Below are 20,860 nucleotides of genomic sequence, written 5' to 3' on the forward strand. Positions count from 1 at the left end.
TTTCAATGAGGCGGGCCGGCAGCGACTGCGCGCCGATACCCGCGAAAAACTGAAGGCCGGACGCGCCGTTGCCAACGCGTCCGGCGGCCGACCGCAGCCGGCTTACTGGCAGGCTTCGCAGTCCGAGAAGCCCGGATCGCCCGGCCGCAGATTGCAGACCTGACCGACGATCTCGGGTTCAGGCAGCACGAGTTCATGCACCTCGGCTGCGGCCGCCACCGGCAGCGCCGCAGCGGCATTGAAGCCACCCGACGATGCCGCGCCGACGCCGCCCGTGGACGCGCCCGAGGCGCCATAGCCGCCCGCGCCGCCATCGCTCGACACCGCATTCAGCTCGCCGCCGCGACCGGTCGACTTCTCGGCGCTGGTGGCCGACAACGCGCGCAGGTAGTAGGTGGTCTTGAGGCCGCGCAGCCACGCCAGCTTGTAGGTCTCGTCGAGCTTCTTGCCCGAGGCGCCGGCCATGTAGATGTTGAGCGACTGGGCTTGGTCGATCCACTTGCTGCGACGCGACGCGGCTTCGACGATCCACTTCGGCTCCACCTCGAACGCCGTCGCATAGATGGCGCGCAGCTCGGCCGGAATGCGGTCGATCTTGGCGCAGGAACCGTCGAAGTACTTGAGGTCCGACACCATCACTTCGTCCCAGAGCCCCAGCTTCTTCAGGTCGCGCACGAGGTAGTCGTTGACCACCGTGAACTCGCCCGAGAGGTTGCTCTTCACGTACAGGTTCTGGAACGTCGGCTCGATGCAGGCCGACACGCCGATGATGTTGCTGATGGTCGCGGTCGGCGCGATGGCCACGCAGTTGCTGTTGCGCATGCCGTATTCGCGGATGCGGGCACGCAGGCCGTCCCAGTCGAGCGAGCTGCTCATGTCCACTTCGACATAGCCGCCGCGCTCTTCGGCCAGCAGCGCCAGCGTGTCCTGCGGCAGGATGCCGCGATCCCACAGCGAGCCGCGATAGCTGCTGTAGCGGCCGCGCTCGGCGGCCAACTCGGTGCTGGCCCAGTAGGCCTGGAAGCACACCGCTTCCATCGACGTGTCGGCGAAGGCCACGGCTTCGGGCGAGCCGTAGGGCGTCTGCATCAGGTGCAGGCAATCGCTGAAGCCCATGATGCCGAGGCCGACCGGACGGTGCTTGAGGTTGCTGTTGCGCGCCTTGGGCACCGCGTAGTAGTTGATGTCGATGACGTTGTCGAGCATGCGCATGGCGATGCCGACGGTACGGCGCAGCTTGGCGTGGTCGAGCACCATGCGGCCGTCATCGGTGCGCTTCATGTGCGCCACGAGATTCACCGAACCCAGGTTGCAGACGGCGATCTCGGTCTCGCTCGTGTTGAGCGTGATTTCCGTGCAGAGGTTGGAGCTGTGCACCACGCCCACATGCTGCTGCGGCGAGCGGATGTTGCAGGGGTCCTTGAACGTGATCCACGGATGGCCGGTCTCGAACAGCATGCCGAGCATCTTCCGCCACAGTTGCAGCGCCGGAATCTTGCGATGCAGCTTGAGTTCGCCGGCGGCGGCCTTGGCTTCGTAGCGCGTGTAGGCGGCCTCGAAGGCCTTGCCGACCTTGTCGTGCAGATCGGGCGTGTCGGACGGCGAGAACAGCGTCCAGTCGGCGCCTTCCATCACGCGCTTCATGAACAGGTCGGGAATCCAGTTCGCCGTGTTCATGTCGTGAGTGCGGCGGCGGTCGTCGCCGGTGTTCTTGCGCAGGTCCAGAAACTCCTCGATGTCGAGGTGCCAGGTCTCGAGATAGCAGCAGACCGCGCCCTTGCGCTTGCCGCCCTGGTTCACCGCCACGGCGGTGTCGTTGACCACCTTGAGGAAGGGCACGACGCCCTGGCTCTGACCGTTGGTGCCCTTGATGTGCGAGCCGAGCGCGCGCACCGGCGTCCAGTCGTTGCCGAGGCCGCCCGCGTACTTGGCCAGCAGCGCGTTGTCCTTGATCGCTTCGTAGATGCCGTCGAGGTCGTCGGTGACGGTGGACAGGTAGCACGACGACAGCTGCGAATGCAGCGTGCCCGAGTTGAACAGCGTCGGCGTGCTGCTCATGAAGTCGAAGCTCGACAGCACGTTGTAGAACTCGATGGCGCGCGCTTCGCGGTCGATCTCGTTGATCGCGAGGCCCATCGCCACGCGCATGAAGAAGGTCTGCGGCAGCTCGATGCGGCGCTCGCGCACATGTAGGAAGTAGCGGTCGTACAGGGTTTGCAGACCGAGGTAGCCGAATTGCAGATCGCGCGTGTGATCGAGCGCGGCGGCGAGGCGGCCGAGGTCGTAATTGCGCAGCTCGGGGTTGAGCAGCTCGGCCTCGACGCCAGCCTTGATGAACTGCGGGAACACCTCGGCATAGCGCGTGGCCATCGCACCCTGCAGCACTTCCTCGCCCAGCACTTCCTTGCGGATGGTGTGCAGCAGGATGCGCGCCGTGACCTGACTGTAGGCCGGGTCCTTCTCGATCAGCGCGCGCGCGGCGAGCACCATCGACTTGAAGACCTCGTCCATCTGCACGCCGTCGTACAGGTTCTTGACGGTCTCCTTGAGGATCGGCTCGGCCGCGACCTGATCGCCCAGGTTCTCGCAGGCGGCGCGCACGATGGCTTCGAGCTGCCCCATCGGCAGCGGCACCTTGACGCCGTTGTCGGTGACGCTGATGCCGCCGGTGGCGACCTGCTCCTGATGCTGGGCGGCACGCTCGGCAGAGCGGCGCTCGCGGTACAGCACATAGGCGCGCGCAACTTCATGCTCGCCCGAGCGCATGAGTGCCAGCTCGACCTGATCCTGGATGTCCTCGATGTGGAAGGTGCCGCCGGCCGGCTGGCGCCGCAGCAGCGCGGCGACCACGTCGCGCGTGAGCGTTTCCACCACTTCGCGCACGCGTGCCGAGGCCGCGCCCTGACCGCCGTTGACCGCGATGAAAGCCTTGGTCATGGCCACCGCCACCTTCGACGGCTCGAACGCGACGACCGCGCCGTTGCGGCGGATCACGCGGTACTCGGCGAAGGACGTGGCGCGCGCCGAATTCACGCCCGATTCGGACGGATAGGCGCGGGCAGCGGAGCTGACATCGCTGGGGTCGATCGGCTGGGTCAGTTGATCCATGGAGTCTCCTGGGAAAGACACATCGGCGCGGCGCGACGGGCGCCCTGCGCGGAAATGGGTGTGAATGCGCTGGCGATGCCAGCCCCACGCGGGGCGGAAGCGGCAAGCGCATTGCGAAAAAGATCGATCTGAAATGCAGGTTCGGCGGAGTGCCGAACGACGCCCGGCACGGCGGAAACGACGATGAGCGCGGTATTCCGATCCGGCGGCGCGCAGCTGCTGGACGCCTGCCCGGCACGCTCATGCCAAACCATGAAATAGCGCGGACAGCGACTGGGCCGGAAAAGTTCGCCTCGACAGCCAAACACTAGGGGTAGTGTTTGCGCTTTGTCGATCTACTAATTGTAGTACCCAGCGCCCACCCTCGCAAGTTTGGAGGACCGCCGGAAAGCCCCGGGATTGCCCCCGATCGCCGGGACCGCCAGCTTGTGACGGCGCTGCCCAAAACATGGGCGGCCGGCCCAGTTTTCCCATTGCATCAAGCAGTTGCGCGCGCCGCTGCTGTGCATGAGCTGTGGATGAGCATGGGACAATCGGTGTGCAGCCTGTGCGTTGCCTGTGCATGGCAAGCGCCCGCCGGCCTGACCGGCCGCCCGACGCGCAGGAGCGTCGTGCCGATGACCGGCAAGCGCGCTCTGGCCGGCCCGGTACCGGGCCGGCTGCGCATCACACTAGTCCCAGCCACTCACCACCGCCGCCATGTCCGAGCGTCCGCGCGCCCTTCCCGCCGATCCGCCCCCGCCCGCCGCCGACTACCGCGGCCTGCTGCGCTCCGCCGGCCTCGACCGCGCAGATGCACTGGCACTGCTGATCCATGCCAGCGGTCGCTCGCGCGCCTGGCTCATCGCGCATGACGAGGACGCGGTCGATGCGGCGACGCAGGCGCGCTTTGCGACGCTGGCGGCGGCCCGTCGCGCGGGCGAGCCGGTGGCCTATCTGGTCGGGCAGCGTGAATTCTTCGGCCGCGCCTTCGCGGTGGACCGGCGAGTACTGATCCCGCGCCCCGAAACCGAGCTGCTGGTGGAATGGGCGCTGGCCCATGCGCCCGCCGGCGCACGCGTGCTCGATCTGGGCACCGGCTCGGGCGCGATCGCGGTGACGCTGGCGGCCGAGCGGCGCGATCTGGAGCTGTGGGCGGTCGACCTGTCGGCCGAGGCGCTGGAAGTGGCAGCCGCCAATGCCGCGCGCCATGCGCCGGGCCGCGTCAGGCTGCTGCGCAGCGACTGGACCGCCGCGCTCGGCAACGAAGGCTTCGGGCTGATCGTGTCGAACCCGCCCTACATCGCCGCCGGCGACCGGCATCTGGCCGAAGGCGATCTGCGCTTCGAGCCGGCCGGCGCGCTCACCGACCAGCGCGACGGGCTCAGCTGCATCCGCGCCATCGTCGCCGGGCTTGAAACGCATCTGTTGCCGGGCGGCTGGGTCGGCATCGAGCACGGCTATGACCAGTCGGCGGCGGTGCGTTCATTGCTGACGCAAGCCGGCCTGGAAGAAGTGGCCAGCGCGCGCGATCTGGCCGGCATCGAGCGCATCAGCGTCGGGCGCCGGCCCGGCTGAAGCCGCGCTCAGCCCAGCAGCGCCTCGGCAAACTCGTCGGCCGAGAACGCCTGGAGATCCTCCAGCTTCTCGCCCACGCCGATGAAGTACACCGGAATCGGCCGCGCGATGCGGCTGCCAGGCAGCCCGCCGGCGGCGATCGCGCACAGCACGCCACCCTTGGCCGTGCCGTCGAGCTTGGTGACGATGAGGCCGGTGAGCCCGAGCGCATCGTCGAAGGCCTTGACCTGGGCCAGCGCGTTCTGGCCGGTATTGCCGTCGATGACCAGCAGCACCTCGTGCGGCGCGCCGGCCATCGCCTTGGTCGCCACGCGGCGCATCTTGCGCAGCTCGTCCATCAGATGCAGCTGGGTCGGCAGCCGGCCGGCCGTGTCGGCGATGACCACGTCGATGCCGCGCGCCGCGCCGGCCTGGATCGAGTCGAACACCACCGCCGCCGGATCGCCGCTTTCCTGCGCGATCACATGCACGTTGTTGCGCTCGCCCCAGATCTGCAACTGCTCGCGCGCGGCAGCGCGGAAGGTGTCGCCGGCCGCCAGCAGCACCTTGCAGCCGGCCGCCTGCATGTGGCGCGCGAGCTTGCCGATGCTGGTGGTCTTGCCGGCGCCGTTCACGCCCGCAACCATCACCACCAGCGGCTTGGCGGCGTCGAGCACGAAGGGCCGTTCGAGCACGCGCAGATGCTCGGCCAGCAGCTCGCGCAGCGCCACGCGCACCTGCTCGGCATCGACGATCTTGTCGTCCTTCACGCGCCGGCGCAGCCGGTCGAGCAGCAGTTGCGTGGCCTCGACGCCGGCATCGGCCATCAGCAGCGCCGACTCCAGCTCTTCGAGCAGCGCATCGTCGACCTTGGCGCCGACGAACAGCATGGAAATGGACTGGCCGGTGCGCGACAGACCGGCCTTGAGCCGGCCGAGCCAGGACTTGCGCTGGGTCGGCTCGGGCTCGGCGATGGGCGCCAGCGCCGCGACCGGCTCGGCCACCGGCGCCGCCGGGATTGCTGCCGGCACCGACGGGATCGCGGCAGCAGCGGCAGCGGGCGCCACCGCCGGCGCATCGACCGCCGCCGGCGCCGCGCGCTCGACAGCGGGCGGCACTGCCGGTGCAGCAGCCGGCTCCGCGGTCGTCTTGTCCGCCGATTTGTCGCCAAAAAGCTTGCGCTTGAAAAATCCGAACATGGGGAGGGGTCGCCGCAGGGTAATCGCGGATTCTAGCCGACCACCTTGCCTAGAATCCCGGCCATGAAACCAGCCCGAAGCCCGCGCACTGCCGCCGCCGGCGCCAGCCACCGCCTGCGCATCATCGGCGGCCAATGGAAGCGCACCCCCATTCCCGTGCCCGAGGGCGAAGGCCTGCGCCCCACGCCAGACCGCGTGCGCGAAACCCTGTTCAACTGGCTCGGCCAGCAGCTCGACGGCCTGAGCTGCCTCGATCTGTTCGCCGGCAGCGGCGCACTGTCGTTCGAGGCCGCCTCGCGCGGCGCGGCGCGGGTCGTCGCCGTCGATCGCTCGCGCGCCGCCATCGCCTCGATCCGCGCACTCGCCGGCAAGCTCGGCGCCGGCACGATTCTGGCCCTCGCCGCCGACGCCCTCGTGCATGCCGAGCGCGCCGCGCGCGATGGCGAGCGCTTCGATCTCGTCTTCCTCGATCCGCCGTTCCGCGACGGCTGGATCGAGCGCAGCCTGCCGCTGGCGCTACAGCTGTTGCGTCCGGGCGGCCGCATCTATGTCGAGGCCGAGGACGACATCACGCCGCTCGCCGCCGAACTCGGGCTGGCAACCCTGCGCCATGATCGTGCCGGGCAAGTCCACTATCATCTTTTGTCCTGCCCGCCGCCCGACGGCGCGGGTGCCGATCTGCCCCCAGGGAGCCTGACAACATGATCACCGCGGTCTATCCGGGCACTTTCGATCCGCTGACCCGTGGCCACGAAGACCTCGTCAGACGTGCCTCGGGCCTGTTCGAACGCGTCATCGTGGGCGTCGCCGACAGCGTCAACAAGCGCCCCTACTTCAACCTCGAAGACCGCGTCGCCATCGCGCGCGAGGTGCTTTCGCACTATCCCAACGTCACCGTCGAGCCGTTTCGCGGCCTGCTGAAGGACTTCGTGCGAGCCCAGGGCGCGCGCGTCATCGTGCGCGGGCTGCGCGCCGTGAGCGACTTCGAATACGAGTTCCAGATGGCCGGCATGAACCGCTATCTGCTGCCAGACGTGGAAACCCTCTTTCTCACGCCGAGCGATCAGTACCAGTTCATCTCCGGGACCATCGTGCGCGAGATCGCCCAGCTCGGCGGCGACGTTTCCAAGTTCGTGTTCCCGAGCGTCGAGCGCTGGTTGCAGGAACGCAGCGGTCGCTGAGCGGCACGGTCACATGGCACTCAAGATCACCAGCGAATGCATCAACTGCGACGTCTGCGAGCCGGTCTGCCCCAACTCGGCCATCTCGCTCGGCGACGAGATCTACGAGATCGACCCAGGCAAATGCACCGAATGCGTCGGCCATCACGATGAGCCGCAGTGCCAGATCGTCTGCCCGGTGCAATGCATCCCGCTCGATCCGGCCCACGTCGAAACCCGCGACGAACTCGAAGCCAAGGCCGAACGCCTGAAGCGCGAGGCCGCCGACAGCAGCGCAGGCTGAAACCGCAGACGAAAAAAAGACCGCCGGTCGCTTCGCGACCAGCGGTCTGCAATTGTCGGGCGCCTTCGATCAGCGCTTGCCTTCAGACCTTGCTACCCGACATCGTGGAGAACCGTGGGGATGATTTGGCGACGCCAAGCTGTCGCCAAAATGACACAGAGGTTGGAATTGTCACAACCTCGAACCCGTCGAAACCATACCAGCAAGCCCCATGCCACGAACATGCGCCGCGCCCGACGGCTGCCTTGGGCAGACCTGCGCAAGCCCCGATACAAGTTTGGCGCCCTGGTGACGGACACTGGCGCACGCTGCAGTGCAGCATCACGCATAGCGGGCGATTCGCCCCACGTTCGTCAGCCAATGACTACATTTCGGCCGGTTTTCGTCCGATTGCGACAATCGGCCCGCTTGTAGAATTCGCGCGCGGCGCTGCGTGAAACCGGAGGCGTTGCGGTTTGGCCAGAGGCCCGCGCGTCTCCCCCAACCTCTCGCAGGTTTACCGTCTGGCGCCGGACCGCGCCCTCATCGAGCGCTGGCCCCAGCCCCCCATGATTCCCAATCTCCTCCGGTCAGTCATGACCAGCCTCGGCTTCGCCCAGTCGGGCGGCCGAACCCTTCCCGCGCCGCCGCAACCCTGGCGCGCCAGTGCCTGGCAATCCCTCGGCTGGACCCGCACGGCAAGCTGGGCGCTGTTCTGCGCGCTCGGCCTGTATGTGCTGTTCTGCTACGGCGATGTGGCACTCAGCAACGATGAGCCGGTGCAGCACACCTACGGCCAGCTGCTGCTCGACTTCTACCGCTCGGGCTTCGACGACCGGTTTGCCTTCGGCTACAAGAATCTCTACCTGTACGGCGGCCTGTTCGATCTGGTCGCGGCCTGGCTGGCGAGCGCGCTCGATGTGCAGGGCGCCAGCGTGTGGGAGCTGCGTCATCTGCTGTCGGGCCTGTTCGGGCTGTTCGGCATGGTCGCCGTCTGGCGGCTCGGCCGGCACATCGCGAGCGAGAAGGTGGGCGTGGCGGCGGCGGTGCTGCTGGGTCTGACCGGCGCCTGGACCGGTGCGCTGTTCACCCACACCAAGGATGTGCCGTTCGCCGCCTTCATGACCTGGGCGCTGTACTACACGGTGCGCATCGCGCCGCTGCTGCCCCGGCCGCCGCTGGCGCTCGCGCTCAAGCTCGGGCTGGCCATCGGCGCGGCCTTCGGCATGCGTGTCGGCGCCGTGTTTGCGGTGATGTATGTACTGGCCACGCTCGGCATGGCGCTGCTGCTGACCGCGCCGGCCGGGCTGCGCGCCAAGATCGAATTCGCCGGTCGCTCGGTGCTGGCGCTGCTGCCGGCGGCGGCCGCCTGTCTTGCCGTGTCGGCGCTGTGCTGGCCGTGGGCGGTGATGGACCTCGGGCATCTGGCCGAGGCGGCGCACACCTTTTCGCACTTCTCGTTCGGCATGTTCACCGTCCTCGACGGCCAGACGCTGGCGCTCGATCAGGTGCCGGGCCGCTACCTGCCCACCTACTTCCTGGTGCGGATGCCCGAAGTGCTGCTCGCCGGCCTGGGCGCGCTGGCGTGGTGGGGCGTGGCGGCGGCACGCCACTGGCGCCCGGCCGCGCCCGAGGATCGCCGGCGGGCGCTAGTGCTGTTCCCGGTGCTGCTGGCGCTGCTGTTTCCGCTCGGCTTCGCCTGGCTCAAGGCGCCGCCGCTCTACAACGGACTGCGCCATTTCCTGTTCATCGTGCCGGTGGCGGCGGTGCTGGCGGCCTGCGGCTGGCATCTGGCCTGGCGCGCGCTGTTCCGCCGGCCTCTGATGGCCTGGGCGGTGGTGGCGACGCTGGCCGGGCTCTGCCTGGCGCAGGCCACGCTGCTGCTGCGGCTGCATCCCTATGAATACGTGGCCTACAACACGCTGTTTGCCGGCGGCACGGCCCAGGCCAGCACGCGCTACGAGTCGGATTACTGGTCGACCAGCCTGCGCGAGGCGGCCGGCGAGCTGAACGATTTCGTGCGCCGCGAGGGCCGCACCGTGCGCGAGCCCTATCAGGTGGCGGTCTGCGCCGAGGGCGCGCAGGCGGCGGCCTATCTGTCGCCGCAGTTCCGCGTCACCCGCGACTGGCGCCGCGCCGACTTCTTCCTGTCGACCACCCAGCTCGACTGCCACAACGCGCTCAAGGGCGATGTGATCGGCCGGGTGCAGCGCGTGGGCGCCACGCTGTCGGTGGTGAAGGACCGGCGCAACCTGCCGAGCTGGCTGCGCAATCCGCGCTGACACCGACGCGTCGGCGGGCGCGGCTACCATGCGCGCTTTCGTTCGTCGCGCCGGCCCGCAATGCAAAGCCTGTTCAAGTTCCTGCTGATCGCCAGCTTCGTCGGTGCGCTTGTCGCGAGCCTCGGGCCGGCCCTGGGCTTCGGCTTCGGATTCGCGCTGGCGCTGGCCGCCTGGATCTACGGCAGCGCCCGGCTCGCGCGGCTGGCGCGCTGGCTCGACGATCCCGAGCAGCCGGTGCCGCGCGGCATCGGCATGTGGGACGACGTGTTCGCCCTGCTCTACCGCCAGCGCCGGGCCCAGCAGCAGCAGTTGCAGCAGGTGACCAATGCGCTGCTGAGCTTTCGCCGCGCGGCCCAGGCGCTGCCCGAGGGCGTGGTCACGCTGACCAGCGACAACCACATCGTCTGGTGCAATGCCAATGCCGCCGCGATGCTCGGCCTGAAGCTGCATGCCGATACCGGCAGCGCCATCACCAATCTGGTCCGCAGCCCCGAATTCGCCGGCTATCTCGAACACGGCGACTGGAGCCGGCCGCTCGCGCTGCGGCTCACGCGCGACGGCGCGCGGCTCTATTCGATCCAGCTGGTGGAATACGGCGAGGGCCAGCGGCTGCTGCTGGCGCGCGACATCACCCAGGTCGACCGGCTGGAGACGATGCGGCGCGACTTCGTGGCCAATGTGTCGCATGAGCTGAAGACGCCGCTCACCGTGCTGGCCGGCTTCCTCGAAACCCTGGCCGAACATGAGGACATGCCGCCCGAGCAGACGCGCCACTTTCTGGCGCTGATGAGCGACCAGGCCGGCCGCATGCGCCATCTGGTCGAGGATCTGCTCACGCTGTCGGCGCTGGAGGCCGGCACCGATGCGCCGCGCGACAGCCGGGTCGAGCTCGATCCGCTGATGCAGCGGCTGGCGCAGGCGGCGCGCTCGCTGAGCGGCGGGCGCCACGACATCGACTTTGCGGTCGAGCCCGGCGTAGTGCTGCTGGGCGTGGAGGGCGAGATCGCCAGCGCCTTCGAGAACCTGATTTCCAACGCCATCCGCTACACGCCCGATGGCGGCCGGATCGCGGTGCGGCTGGCGGTGCCGCCGGCGCCCGACGGCCAGCTGCCCGAGCTGCTGTTCAGCGTGGCCGATACCGGCATCGGCATCGCGCCGCAGCACATTCCGCGGCTGACCGAGCGCTTCTACCGGGTGGATCGCGGCCGCTCGCGCGAGACCGGCGGCACCGGGCTGGGGCTGGCCATCGTCAAGCACGCGCTGTCGCGCCATGAGGCGCAGCTGCGCATCGCCAGCGAGGTGGGTGTCGGCACGACGATGACCGTGGCCTTCCCGCCCGAGCGCGTGGCCCGGGTGCGCCGGCTTCAGCCCAGCTCGACGAACGTGACCTGATCGAAGTCGAGGCCGCGGAACAGCAGCTTGCCGAGCCGCACGCGCAGGGTCCGGCCGTCGAACATCACATCGGTCTCGCTGCCTTCGCGCCAGCGGCCGACCGGCAGTATCAGCGTCGGGCCGACCGCGTCGACGCCCGCCACCGGCGCGGGCGGCACCAGCATGAACAGCTCCTCGAAGGTATTGCCGTCGAGCTTGATGCTGACCACCGCCGGCGCGCCGAGCAGCAGTCGCAGCCGCAAGGCCTGGGCCACGCCGCGCTCGCCGCCGTCCGGCATCGCCTGCATCAGCGACTCGACCACCGCGAACAGCGGCGCGCCCTTGTCGTCGCCGCCGAGCCTTACCGCCACCAGCTGATCGTGATTGAGCCGCGGCATGCCGGCATCGCGCCGGCCGGACAGCCCGGCGGCGTTCTCGCCGTCCAGGTTCCAGCTTTCGGCAACCGCAAAGATGTCGTCGAAGCGGCGCTTGGCGGCATCGGTGCTGCGCACGCCGGCCACGCGGTCCACATCGTGGCGGCGGTACTGGTAGACCGAGGTGCCGCGATCGACCATCGCGCCGCCGGCAGCCCGCCCGCCCTTGCCGAGCGCGCCGAGCATGCGATGCAGCGTCGGCACCACCAGCGCCTGCGGCGCCAGCGGCTTGCGCCAGACCAGCGGCGCCGGCGCCGGCGTGCGCCAGCGCTCCTGCACCCGGTTGAGCACGCCGATCAGCGCGCCCGACGCCAGCCGCCGCGTGAGCCCGAGACTGGCCGGCGCCATGCCGGCACCCAGTTCGGCCACATAGCGCTTGATGACATCGGCCAGCGGCCGGGTGTCGAGCCGGAAGGTTTCGAGCGGCGTGGCGCGCACCGACGGCCAGACCGAGGCCTCGACCGCGCTGTCGCCCGAATCGAGCCGCAGCTTGATCTTGTGGGCATTGCGCAGCGCCAGGTCGCGCGCCACTTCGTATTCGGCCAGCGGCAGCGCGCCCGGATCGGCCAGCATCAGCAGCGCCACGCTGGCGGCCGCCGCGCGCGGCGTGAGCACGATGTCGGGAAAGGCCGGATCGGTCACCGGTGCATCGACCGCGCCGTGCTGGCGCGCCAGCTTGGCGAGGCGCACCAGCAGATCCCAGTCGCGCTGCGGCATGTCCACATGCGCGCGCAGGCACCAGAGCATGGCCTGCATCTGGGCCGCAATGGCGCGCTGGATGGCGATGGCGCGCGGCGACACGCTGCGCTGCTGCACGCCGAACACCGCCAGCACATCGGGCGGCGGCGGCAGTTCACGGCCGCGCCGGTCGGTGGCGGCGTTCTCGCGCGAGGGCGGCGCCTGCGGGGCATCGGCCGCGCCGTCCACCAGCCGCGAATAGGCATCGCGCAGGGCGCCGAGGATGCGCAGCGCGCGCAGCAGCGCGGCGGTCTGCATCTCGTCGAGCGGCAGCGCGCGGCCGGCCGATTCGCGCGCCAGCGAGCGCAGCGCCTCGATCAGCGGCAGGCGCAGGGTTTCGAGCGCCGCCAGCTGGGCGATGCCCGCCTGCGGTCCCTGACCGACCGACACCAGCCCGGCCTCGGCCTGATCGACCCAGCGCTCGGGCTCCTGCGACAGGGCACGATTCAGCCAGTGCTGGACCGCGGTCGCGTCGGTGAAAAGTATGTTGTCGATGGATGCCACGCCCGAAATCCCGCCCGCAAAACGACAAATCGGAAAGCCCGATTCGATTTCGGCAGTTTCGCGTATTCGGGCGGCGACGACAGTGAGCGTCGCCCCATGGCAGCCGACCGGCCAGCGGCACCCGCCCAGCGTGGGACAGGGTCGTCCGCCAGAAAGCTCAGCGCAGGCTGCCGACGTAGCGGCCCTGGGTCGGCGCGCCCGCCGCCTCGGTGGCACGGCGGGCGGACGCGGCCGCGCCGTTGCCCTTGAACACCGCCGCCTCCAGCCGCGCCGCGATCGCGTCCAGCTCGGCATCGTCGGCGATGCGCGCCAGCCGCAGCACTTCGCGCGTGTAGTCGGGATTGGTCGCCATCCACTCGGTGTCGGTCACGCGCCCGGTCTTGCGGCGCAGCGCCACATGCATGCGCGCGGCCACAGCGAGGGTGACGCTGTCGATTTCCGGTTCCATCTCGATGCTCCTCTGGGTCAGATGCACGCCTCGACGGCGCCGATGCGGTTCAGGCCACCTGCTCGCCGTGCAGCGCCAGGTCGAGGCCGAGGTCTTCCTGCTCGGCGCTCACGCGCAGGCCGATCACCAGATCGATCAGCTTGAGCAGCAGCAGCGACACGACCAGGCTGTAGCCGAGCGTGGCGAAGGCCGCGATGGCCTGGGTAAGCACATCGGTCCTCGCGCCCGACAGCGCCGGCGCGTTGAACACGCCGGTCGCAAGCGCGCCGATCAGCCCGCCGATGCCGTGGATGCCGAACACGTCGAGCGCATCGTCGGCGCGCAGCAGATGCTTGAGCTGGGTGGCGCCCCAGAAGCAGCCGATGCCGGCCAGCACGCCGATGCCGAGCGCACCGCCCAGCCCGACGAAGCCCGATGCCGGCGTGATCGCCACCAGCCCGGCCACCACGCCCGAGCAGCCGCCCAGCAGCGTGACCCGGCCCTTGGCCATCCATTCGATCGCCAGCCAGGTGAGCGTGGCCGCCGCCGCCGCCACATGCGTGACCAGCATCGCCATGCCGGCCCGGCCGTCCGCCGCCAGCGCCGAACCGGCGTTGAAGCCGAACCAGCCGACCCACAGCAGCGCCGCGCCGGTCAGCGTGAAGCCGAGGTTGAACGGCACGAAAGGCTCGGAGCCATAGCCGCGCCGCGGCCCCAGCATCCAGGCGCAGGCCAGACCCGCCGCGCCGGCATTGATGTGCACCACCGTGCCGCCGGCAAAGTCGAGCGCGCCCAGGCTGGCGAGCCAGCCGCTCGGCTCCCAGACCCAGTGCGCCACCGGCACATAGACCAGCAGCGACCACAGCGCCAGAAAGGCCAGCATCGCGCCGAAGCGGATGCGCTCGGCAAAGGCGCCGACGATGAGCGCCGGCGTGATGATCGCGAAGGTGAGCTGGTACATCACGAACACCGACTCGGGGATGGTCGGCGCCAGATGGCTCACGCTCAGCCGCGCCGCATCCTTGAGATAGACCAGATCGTGCAGCAGCAGCCGCTGCCAGCCGCCGAGGAAGGGCGTGTCGCCCGGCGTGAAGGCCAGGCTGTAGCCGGCCACCACCCACAGCAGCGTCACCGCGCAGCAGCACGCCAGCGTGTGCAGGCAGAGGGTCAGCACGTTCTTGCGCCGGACCATGCCGGCATAGAACAGCGCCAGTCCGGGCAGCGTCATCAGCAGCACCAGCGCCGTGGCCACCAGCATCCAGGCGCTGTCGCCGCTGCTGATGGCATCGAAGCCGACCGTGTGCGGCCTGTTGGCGGCGTCGTCGGCAAGGGAGAGCGCCGGGAAGAATGCGAGGAGTGCGGCGGTCGGCCGCAACGGACGTACGACTGGCGTCGCCCGCGGAATTGTTGTTTGCATGGTGACTCGGACAAAACCCGACGCTTGCCGCGCCGCTGGCCGATGGGCGCCTGCCCGCCCATCCTATGAAAAACCAGTCCGGCTTCAGCAAGCTCCATGCCCTCGCCGGGAGCTTTCAGTCCGAGTGCGCTTCGAGTGCGTCCAGCAATTGCCGCGTGAATTCCGTCACGCGCAGCCCTGCTGCGGTGCAGCGCGGGCCGGCCTCCGTGCGCCGCGCCGGTGCCCAGATGGCATCGGGCCAGTGGCTGTCGTCGGCAAAGCGCGCGATCACATGCCAGTGCAGATGCGGAACCATCGTGCCGAAGGCCGCGAGGTTGATCTTGTCGGGCGCCAGCACCGCGAGCATCACGCGCTCGACGGTGGCGACGACTTCCATCAGCGCCACGCGGTCGGCCGGCGCGAGGTCGCTGAACTCGCGCACATGGTCGTTCCAGACGATGCGCACATAGCCCGGAAAGGCGCTGTCCTCGACCAGCACCAGCCGCCAGCGCGGCATGCGCAGCAGCACCCGGCCGCCATCGCCCTCGCAGAGCGGGCAGCCGGGAATGCGGGCGTCAGACGAGGACACGTTCGATGCCGCCGTGGTTGGCCGCGCTCACGTACTCGGGCAGCCAGTCGGGGCCGAGCAGATGCCTGGCCATCTCGATGACGATGTAGTCGGCCGTGGTGTCCGAGTCCTCGTTGTAGCGCGTGAGGCCTTGCAGGCAGCTCGGGCAGCTGGTCAGGATCTTCACGTCGCCGGCAAAGCCGTCGGCGCGCAGCTTGTCGGCGCCGGCGCGCATCACCTCTTCCTTGCGGAAGCGCACCTGGGTCGCGATGTCGGGCCGGGTCACGCCGAAGGTGCCGCTCTCGCCGCAGCAGCGCTCGTTCTTGGCGATCTTGGTCGCGTCGACCGTGGTGATGAGCGCATTCACCGTCTTGAGCGGGTCCTGCAGCTTCATCGGCGTGTGGCAGGGGTCGTGATACATGTACCGCGTGCCTTCCACGCCCTCCAGCTTGACGCCCTTCTCCAGCAGGTATTCGTGGATGTCGACGATCCGGCAGCCCGGGAAGATCTTGTCGAATTCATAGGTGGCGAGCTGGTCGTAGCAGGTGCCGCAGCTCACCACCACCGTCTTGATGTCGAGGTAGTTCAGCGTGTTGGCGACGCGGTGGAACAGCACGCGGTTGTCGGTCTGGATCTTCTCGGCCTTGTCGGCCTGACCCGCGCCGCGCTGCGGATAGCCGCAGCACAGGTAGCCCGGCGGCAGCACCGTCTGCACGCCCACATGCCAGAGCATCGCCTGCGTCGCCAGCCCCACCTGCGAGAACAGCCGCTCCGAGCCGCAGCCCGGGAAGTAGAAGACCGCCTCGGTATCGGCGGTGGTCTTCTTCGGGTCGCGGATGATCGGGACGATCTCGTTGTCCTCGATGTCGAGCAGCGCGCGCGCCGTCTTGGTCGGCAGGCCGCCCGGCAGCTTCTTGTTGATGAAGTGGATCACCTGTTCGCGCATCGGCGGACGGCCGCCGTCGGTGGCCGGCGGATGGCCGCTCTGCTTGCGCGCGAACTTCTTGAGCAGGTCATTCGCGAAGCGCTGCGCCTTGAAGCCGATGCCGACCATCGCGGCCCGCGTCATCTTGATGGTGTCCGGGTCGGTGGCGTTGAGGAAGAACATCGCCGCCTTGCTGCCCGGATTGAACTTGCGCTTGCCCAGCTTGGTGAGCAGGTTGCGCATGTTCATCGACACGTCGCCGAAGTCGATCTTGACCGGGCAGGGCGTGAGGCACTTGTGGCAGACCGTGCAATGGTCGGCCACGTCGCTGAACTCGTCCCAGTGCTTGATGCTCACGCCGCGCCGCGTCTGCTCTTCGTACAGGAAGGCTTCGATGAGCAGCGACGTGGCGAGGATCTTGTTGCGCGGGCTGTAGAGCAGGCTGGCGCGCGGCACATGCGTGGCGCAGACCGGCTTGCACTTGCCGCAGCGCAGGCAGTCTTTCACGCTGGTGGCGATGGCACCGATGTCGCTCTGCTGCATGATCAGCGACTCATGTCCCATCAGCCCAAAGCTGGGCGTGTAGGCATGCGTCAGATCGCCCGGCGCCATCGCCTTGCCGTCCTCGACGAAGCGATGGTCGCGCAGCAGCTTGCCCTTGTTGAACCTGCCTTGCGGATCCACCTTCTGCTTGTATTCGGTGAACGGCCGCAGCTCCTCGTCGGTGAGGAATTCAAGCTTGGTGATGCCGATGCCGTGCTCGCCCGAGATCACGCCGTCGAGCGAACGCGCCAGCTTCATGATGCGGGCCACCGCCTCGTTGGCGGTTTGCAGCATCTCGTAGTCGTCGCTGTTGACCGGGATGTTGGTGTGCACATTGCCGTCGCCGGCATGCATGTGCAGCGCCACGAACACGCGGCCGCGCAGCACCTTCTTGTGCGCCTCTTCAAACAGCTTGAGCGTGGGCTCGAAGGCGGCGCCGGCAAACAGCTCGCGGAACAGCGCGCGGATCTCGCGCTTCCAGCTGATGCGGATGGTCCGGTCCTGCACCAGGTCGAACACGCGCACATTGGGCCGCACGGCAATGCGCGGACCGAACTGGTCGAGCAGATAGTCGTAGCCGAGCCGCACCAGCTCGGCCTGGGCCTCGGCCAGCGTGCGGTCCATGTTGCCGAGCACAAAGCTCCATCGCGCATGCACCTTTTCGAGCAGCTCGCGCGCGTCATGCGCCCGGCCCTCGATGATGTCGGCGCTCGGCAGATCGGCCGCATCGTCGGTCTTGCCGAGCGGCAGATTGGCTTGCAGCAGCCGGTCGAGCTCGGCCACCAGCTTGAGCTTGTTGCGGATGCTCAGCTCGATGTTGATGCGCTCGATGCCGTCGGTGTACTCGTCCATGCGCGGCAGCGGAATCACCACGTCCTCGTTCACCTTGAACGCGTTGGTGTGCTTGCTGATGGCGGCGGTGCGCGAACGGTCGAGCCAGAACTTCTTGCGCTGCTCGGGGCTCACCGCCACAAAGCCTTCGCCCACGCGCGTATTGGCGATGCGCACCACTTCGCTCGCGGCTGCGGCCACGGCGTTTTCATCGTCGCCGACGATGTCGCCGAACAGCGCCATCTTGGGCAGGCCGCCGCCGTGCGCCTTGCTCTTGGTGGCATAGCCCACGGCGCGCAGATAGCGCTCGTCGAGGTGCTCCAGCCCGGCCAGCATCACCGGCGCCATGCCTTCGGGCGCGCCCTTGCGGGTCTGGGCGTCGAGGTAATCCTTGATCTCGACGATGCTCGGAATCGCGTCGCGCGCCTGGCCGAAGAACTCCAGGCACACGGTGCGCACATGCCTGGGCATGCGATGCACGATCCAGCGCGCGGCGGTGATGAGCCCGTCGCAGCCTTCCTTCTGCACGCCCGGCAGGCCCGACAGGAACTTGTCGGTCACGTCCTTGCCCAGCCCTTCCTTGCGGAAGCGCGCGCCGTCGATGTTGAGCGTGGTGGTGCGGATGATCTCGGCCGATTCGGGCGCCATGCGGCCGTCGCGCCAGATCAGCTCGAAGATCACGTCCTTGGCGTCGTGGATCTTGCCGAGGTTGTGGTTGATGCGCGTGACCTCGAGCCAGTTGCCGCTCGGGTCGACCATGCGCCACCAGGCGAGGTTGTCGAGCGCCGTGCCCCAGAGCACGGCCTTCTTGCCGCCGGCGTTCATCGCGATGTTGCCGCCGATGCAGCTCGCCTCGATGGAGGTCGGATCGACCGCGAACACGAAGCCCGCCGCATCGGCCGCCTCGGCCACGCGCTTGGTCACGACGCCCGCCTCGGAGAACACCGTGGGCACAGGCTTGCCCACGCCGGGCAGATCGCGCATTTCCACCGCGCTCATGGCTTCGAGCTTCTCGGTGTTGATGACGGCCGACCACGGCGTGAGCGGCACCGCGCCGCCGGTGTAGCCGGTGCCGCCGCCACGCGGAATGACGGTCAGCCCGCAGTCGAAGCAGGCGCGCACCAGCGGCGCCATCTCGGCTTCGGTATCGGGCGTGAGCACCACGAACGGGTACTCCACGCGCCAGTCGGTCGCGTCGGTCACATGCGACACGCGCGACAGGCCATCGAACTTGATGTTGTCCTTGGCAGTGATGCGGCCGAGCAGCTGCATGACCTGCTTGCGCTTCTCGGCCACGCGGTCGAAGTCGGCCGCGAAATGCTCGATGGCAGCGCTTGCAGACGCCACCAGCGCCGCGACGCGCTCATTGCGGCTGGCGTCGCCGCCGTCACGCCGCGCCTCGATGCCGCGCACGCGATGCCAGAGCGCATCGATCAGCGCGCGCCGGCGCTTGGGGTTGTCGAGCAGGTCGTCCTGCAGATAGGGATTGCGCTGCACGACCCAGATGTCGCCCAGCACCTCGAACAGCATGCGGGCGCTGCGGCCGGTGCGGCGCTCGGCGCGCAGCAGTTCAAGCGTGGCCCACGCCTCTTCGCCGAGCAGGCGGATGACGATCTCGCGGTCGGAGAAGGACGTGTAGTTGTACGGAATCTCGCGCAGGCGCGGACGGTCGGCGGCCGGCTGCCCCGGCACTTCGGCGGCGTCGGGCTGCGCCACGGGCAAGCTGTGGGGAGCGTTCATGGCGTTTGATAATCCTCAAAAAATCATTCTAGCGCGCGGGTTTGCACCGACCCGGAAGCGGTAAACGCGCGCATCACGACCCGGCACACGACTCATGACCAACCTGTACACCATTCTCGAAGCCAACTTTCCGGCCGACCGCGCCGCCTGCGCCATCGAAGCGCACGGCCAGGGCGCGCCGCTGCTGTACAGCTGGGCCGACCTGCATCACGGCAGCGGCCGCATCGCCAATCTGCTCGCGGCGCTCGATCTGCCTGCCGGCAGCCGGCTCGCCGCGCAGGTCGACAAGTCGGTCGAGGCGCTGATGCTCTACCTCGCCTGCCTGCGCGCCGGGCTGGTGTACGTGCCGCTCAACACCGCCTATCGCAAGGCCGAGATCGAGTATTTCATCGGCGACGCCAAGCCTGCGGTGGTGGTGTGCACGCCGGCCAACTTCAGCTGGGTCGGCAAGGCGGCGTTCTGCGGCGGCGCCGAAGTTGTGTACACGCTCGGCGACGACCGCAGCGGCACCCTGCTCGACCGCGCCGCGCATCACGCCGACGACTTTGCGACGCTGGAGCGCGCCGACGGCGACCTGGCCGTGCTGCTCTACACCTCGGGCACCACCGGCCGCAGCAAGGGCGCGATGCTCACGCACGGCAACATGGCCAGCAATGCGCTGGCGCTGCGCAAGCTGTGGAGCTGGCGCCTCGCGCCCGAAGGCTCGCCCGACGACCGCGACACCCTGCTGCATGCGCTGCCGCTGTTCCACATCCACGGGCTGTTCGTGGCCGCGCACGGCGCGCTGATCGCCGGCGCGCGCCAGATCTTCCTGCCCAAGCTCGACCCTGCCGCCATGCTGCAACTGCTGCCGCGCTGCACCGTGATGATGGGCGTGCCCACCTACTACGTGCGCCTGCTGGCCGAGCCCGGCCTCACGCGCGAGCGCTGCGCCGGCCTGCGGCTGTTCGTCAGCGGTTCGGCGCCGCTGCTGAAGGAAACCTTCGAGCTGTGGCGCGAGCGCACCGGCCACACCATCGTCGAGCGCTACGGCATGAGCGAGACGGTGATGAACACCTCCAACCCGGTCGGGGGCGACCCCGCATTGCGCCGCCCCGGCACCGTCGGCCCGGCCATTCCGGGCATCGGCGTGCGCGTGGTCGATGGCAGCGATGCGCCGGTCGCCGCCGACACCATCGGCGACATCCAGATCAAGGGCCCCAACGTCTTCGCCGGCTACTGGCAGATGCCGGACAAGACCGCCGAAAGCTTCACCGCCGACGGCTGGTTCCGCACCGGCGACGTGGGCCGGCTCGATGCCGACGGCTATCTGAGCATCGTCGGCCGCAGCAAGGACCTGATCATCACCGGCGGCTACAACGTCTATCCGAAGGAAGTCGAGAGCTTCATCGACGAGATGCCGGGCATCGCGGAATCGGCGGTGATCGGCCTGCCGCATGCCGACTTCGGCGAGGCGGTGGTGGCGGTGGTGGTCGCGCGACCCGGCGCGACGGTGGACGAGGCGGTGCTGATCGCGGCGCTCAAGGCCGGCATCGCCAACTACAAGGTGCCCAAGCGCGTGTTTGCTGTGGAAGAACTGCCGCGCAACACCATGGGCAAGGTGCAGAAGAACCTGCTGCGGGAACGGTTTGCCGGCGCGGTCTGAACCGACACGTTATTCACGGCGGTAATGCCCAGCATTCAGAACATTCATTTCCGTGTGAGCCCGGCCGTCCCTACAGTTCAATCCGTCTCCTCCTCCGACTCGGTCCACGCAAGTGAACCGGGTCGTTTTTTTTTGCCCGGCGCCAATGCGCTGGGTGGCGCGCCGGGCCA

14 protein-coding genes are annotated in these 20,860 nt (G+C 68.7%); 7 read left to right on the top strand and 7 right to left on the bottom strand.

The features are described 5' to 3' along the window. Window positions 1–102: 102 nt before the first annotated feature. Complete coding sequence (locus B9P64_RS04965; protein ID WP_085315123.1) at window positions 103–3,108, bottom strand: ribonucleoside-diphosphate reductase subunit alpha; 3,006 nt, start codon at window positions 3,106–3,108, stop codon at window positions 103–105. Between the two features lie 699 nt (window positions 3,109–3,807). Here B9P64_RS04965 and prmC point away from each other — a divergent pair. After that, complete coding sequence (gene prmC, locus B9P64_RS04970; protein WP_085315124.1) at window positions 3,808–4,665, top strand: peptide chain release factor N(5)-glutamine methyltransferase; 858 nt, start codon at window positions 3,808–3,810, stop codon at window positions 4,663–4,665. 8 nt (window positions 4,666–4,673) lie between these two features. Here the strand turns inward: prmC and ftsY are convergent, their stop codons facing one another. Beyond that, the gene (gene ftsY / locus B9P64_RS04975; RefSeq protein WP_085315125.1) at window positions 4,674–5,843 is read right to left on the bottom strand and encodes a signal recognition particle-docking protein FtsY; all 1,170 of its coding nucleotides are present in this window, start codon (window positions 5,841–5,843) and stop codon (window positions 4,674–4,676) included. A gap of 63 nt (window positions 5,844–5,906) precedes the next feature. Between ftsY and rsmD the strand changes: the two genes are divergently transcribed. The 5 genes from rsmD (at window position 5,907) to phoR (ending at window position 10,960) form a co-directional block, all read left to right on the top strand. Further along, window positions 5,907–6,548: a 16S rRNA (guanine(966)-N(2))-methyltransferase RsmD gene (gene rsmD / locus B9P64_RS04980; protein ID WP_085315126.1), complete on the top strand. Its 642-nt coding sequence runs from the start codon at window positions 5,907–5,909 to the stop codon at window positions 6,546–6,548. Continuing rightward, window positions 6,545–7,024 (top strand): pantetheine-phosphate adenylyltransferase, encoded by a 480-nt coding sequence (gene coaD, locus B9P64_RS04985; protein ID WP_085315127.1) that lies wholly within the window; start codon window positions 6,545–6,547, stop codon window positions 7,022–7,024. Before rsmD ends, coaD begins: the two co-directional genes overlap by 4 nt. 13 nt (window positions 7,025–7,037) lie before the next feature. Beyond that, window positions 7,038–7,307, top strand: a complete 270-nt coding sequence (locus B9P64_RS04990) for a YfhL family 4Fe-4S dicluster ferredoxin (RefSeq protein ID WP_085315128.1) — start codon at window positions 7,038–7,040, stop codon at window positions 7,305–7,307. 575 nt (window positions 7,308–7,882) lie between these two features. Further along, complete coding sequence (locus B9P64_RS04995; RefSeq protein WP_139826152.1) at window positions 7,883–9,568, top strand: glycosyltransferase family 39 protein; 1,686 nt, start codon at window positions 7,883–7,885, stop codon at window positions 9,566–9,568. A 60-nt stretch (window positions 9,569–9,628) separates the two neighbouring features. Continuing rightward, a complete protein-coding gene (gene phoR / locus B9P64_RS05000) occupies window positions 9,629–10,960 on the top strand; it encodes a phosphate regulon sensor histidine kinase PhoR (RefSeq protein WP_085315129.1) in 1,332 nt (443 codons plus the stop codon). Here phoR and B9P64_RS05005 read toward each other — a convergent pair. The 5 genes from B9P64_RS05005 to B9P64_RS05025 form a co-directional block, all read right to left on the bottom strand. Beyond that, complete coding sequence (locus tag B9P64_RS05005) at window positions 10,933–12,615, bottom strand: hypothetical protein (protein WP_085315130.1); 1,683 nt, start codon at window positions 12,613–12,615, stop codon at window positions 10,933–10,935. The two genes, phoR and B9P64_RS05005, sit on opposite strands and share 28 nt — an antisense overlap. Before the next feature lie 157 nt (window positions 12,616–12,772). Next, the gene (locus B9P64_RS05010; protein WP_085315131.1) at window positions 12,773–13,063 is read right to left on the bottom strand and encodes a hypothetical protein; all 291 of its coding nucleotides are present in this window, start codon (window positions 13,061–13,063) and stop codon (window positions 12,773–12,775) included. A 49-nt stretch (window positions 13,064–13,112) separates the two neighbouring features. Next, the gene (locus B9P64_RS05015) at window positions 13,113–14,459 is read right to left on the bottom strand and encodes an ammonium transporter (protein WP_085315132.1); all 1,347 of its coding nucleotides are present in this window, start codon (window positions 14,457–14,459) and stop codon (window positions 13,113–13,115) included. 115 nt (window positions 14,460–14,574) lie between these two features. Continuing rightward, complete coding sequence (locus B9P64_RS05020) at window positions 14,575–14,955, bottom strand: HIT family protein (RefSeq protein WP_085315150.1); 381 nt, start codon at window positions 14,953–14,955, stop codon at window positions 14,575–14,577. 58 nt (window positions 14,956–15,013) lie between these two features. Further along, window positions 15,014–19,045: an FAD/FMN-binding oxidoreductase gene (locus tag B9P64_RS05025; RefSeq protein WP_085315133.1), complete on the bottom strand. Its 4,032-nt coding sequence runs from the start codon at window positions 19,043–19,045 to the stop codon at window positions 15,014–15,016. 94 nt (window positions 19,046–19,139) lie between these two features. Between B9P64_RS05025 and B9P64_RS05030 the strand changes: the two genes are divergently transcribed. Next, entirely contained in the window at window positions 19,140–20,690 is a 1,551-nt protein-coding gene (locus B9P64_RS05030) for a malonate--CoA ligase (protein WP_085315134.1), read from the top strand. Window positions 20,691–20,860 lie beyond the last annotated feature (170 nt).

The sequence above is a fragment of the Derxia lacustris genome, from assembly GCF_002105195.1.
In the GTDB taxonomy this organism is placed as follows: domain Bacteria; phylum Pseudomonadota; class Gammaproteobacteria; order Burkholderiales; family Burkholderiaceae_E; genus Derxia; species Derxia lacustris.

Bases quoted from the DNA above. Each gene is read 5' to 3' on its own strand.
- B9P64_RS04965 (WP_085315123.1), bottom strand. From the start codon at position 3,108: ATGGATCAACTGACCCAGCCGATCGACCCCAGCGATGTCAGCTCCGCT.
- prmC (WP_085315124.1), top strand. From the start codon at position 3,808: ATGTCCGAGCGTCCGCGCGCCCTTCCCGCCGATCCGCCCCCGCCCGCC.
- ftsY (WP_085315125.1), bottom strand. From the start codon at position 5,843: ATGTTCGGATTTTTCAAGCGCAAGCTTTTTGGCGACAAATCGGCGGAC.
- rsmD (WP_085315126.1), top strand. From the start codon at position 5,907: ATGAAACCAGCCCGAAGCCCGCGCACTGCCGCCGCCGGCGCCAGCCAC.
- coaD (WP_085315127.1), top strand. From the start codon at position 6,545: ATGATCACCGCGGTCTATCCGGGCACTTTCGATCCGCTGACCCGTGGC.
- B9P64_RS04990 (WP_085315128.1), top strand. From the start codon at position 7,038: ATGGCACTCAAGATCACCAGCGAATGCATCAACTGCGACGTCTGCGAG.
- B9P64_RS04995 (WP_139826152.1), top strand. From the start codon at position 7,883: ATGACCAGCCTCGGCTTCGCCCAGTCGGGCGGCCGAACCCTTCCCGCG.
- phoR (WP_085315129.1), top strand. From the start codon at position 9,629: ATGCAAAGCCTGTTCAAGTTCCTGCTGATCGCCAGCTTCGTCGGTGCG.
- B9P64_RS05010 (WP_085315131.1), bottom strand. From the start codon at position 13,063: ATGGAACCGGAAATCGACAGCGTCACCCTCGCTGTGGCCGCGCGCATG.
- B9P64_RS05015 (WP_085315132.1), bottom strand. From the start codon at position 14,459: ATGCAAACAACAATTCCGCGGGCGACGCCAGTCGTACGTCCGTTGCGG.
- B9P64_RS05020 (WP_085315150.1), bottom strand. From the start codon at position 14,955: ATGCCGCGCTGGCGGCTGGTGCTGGTCGAGGACAGCGCCTTTCCGGGC.
- B9P64_RS05025 (WP_085315133.1), bottom strand. From the start codon at position 19,045: ATGAACGCTCCCCACAGCTTGCCCGTGGCGCAGCCCGACGCCGCCGAA.
- B9P64_RS05030 (WP_085315134.1), top strand. From the start codon at position 19,140: ATGACCAACCTGTACACCATTCTCGAAGCCAACTTTCCGGCCGACCGC.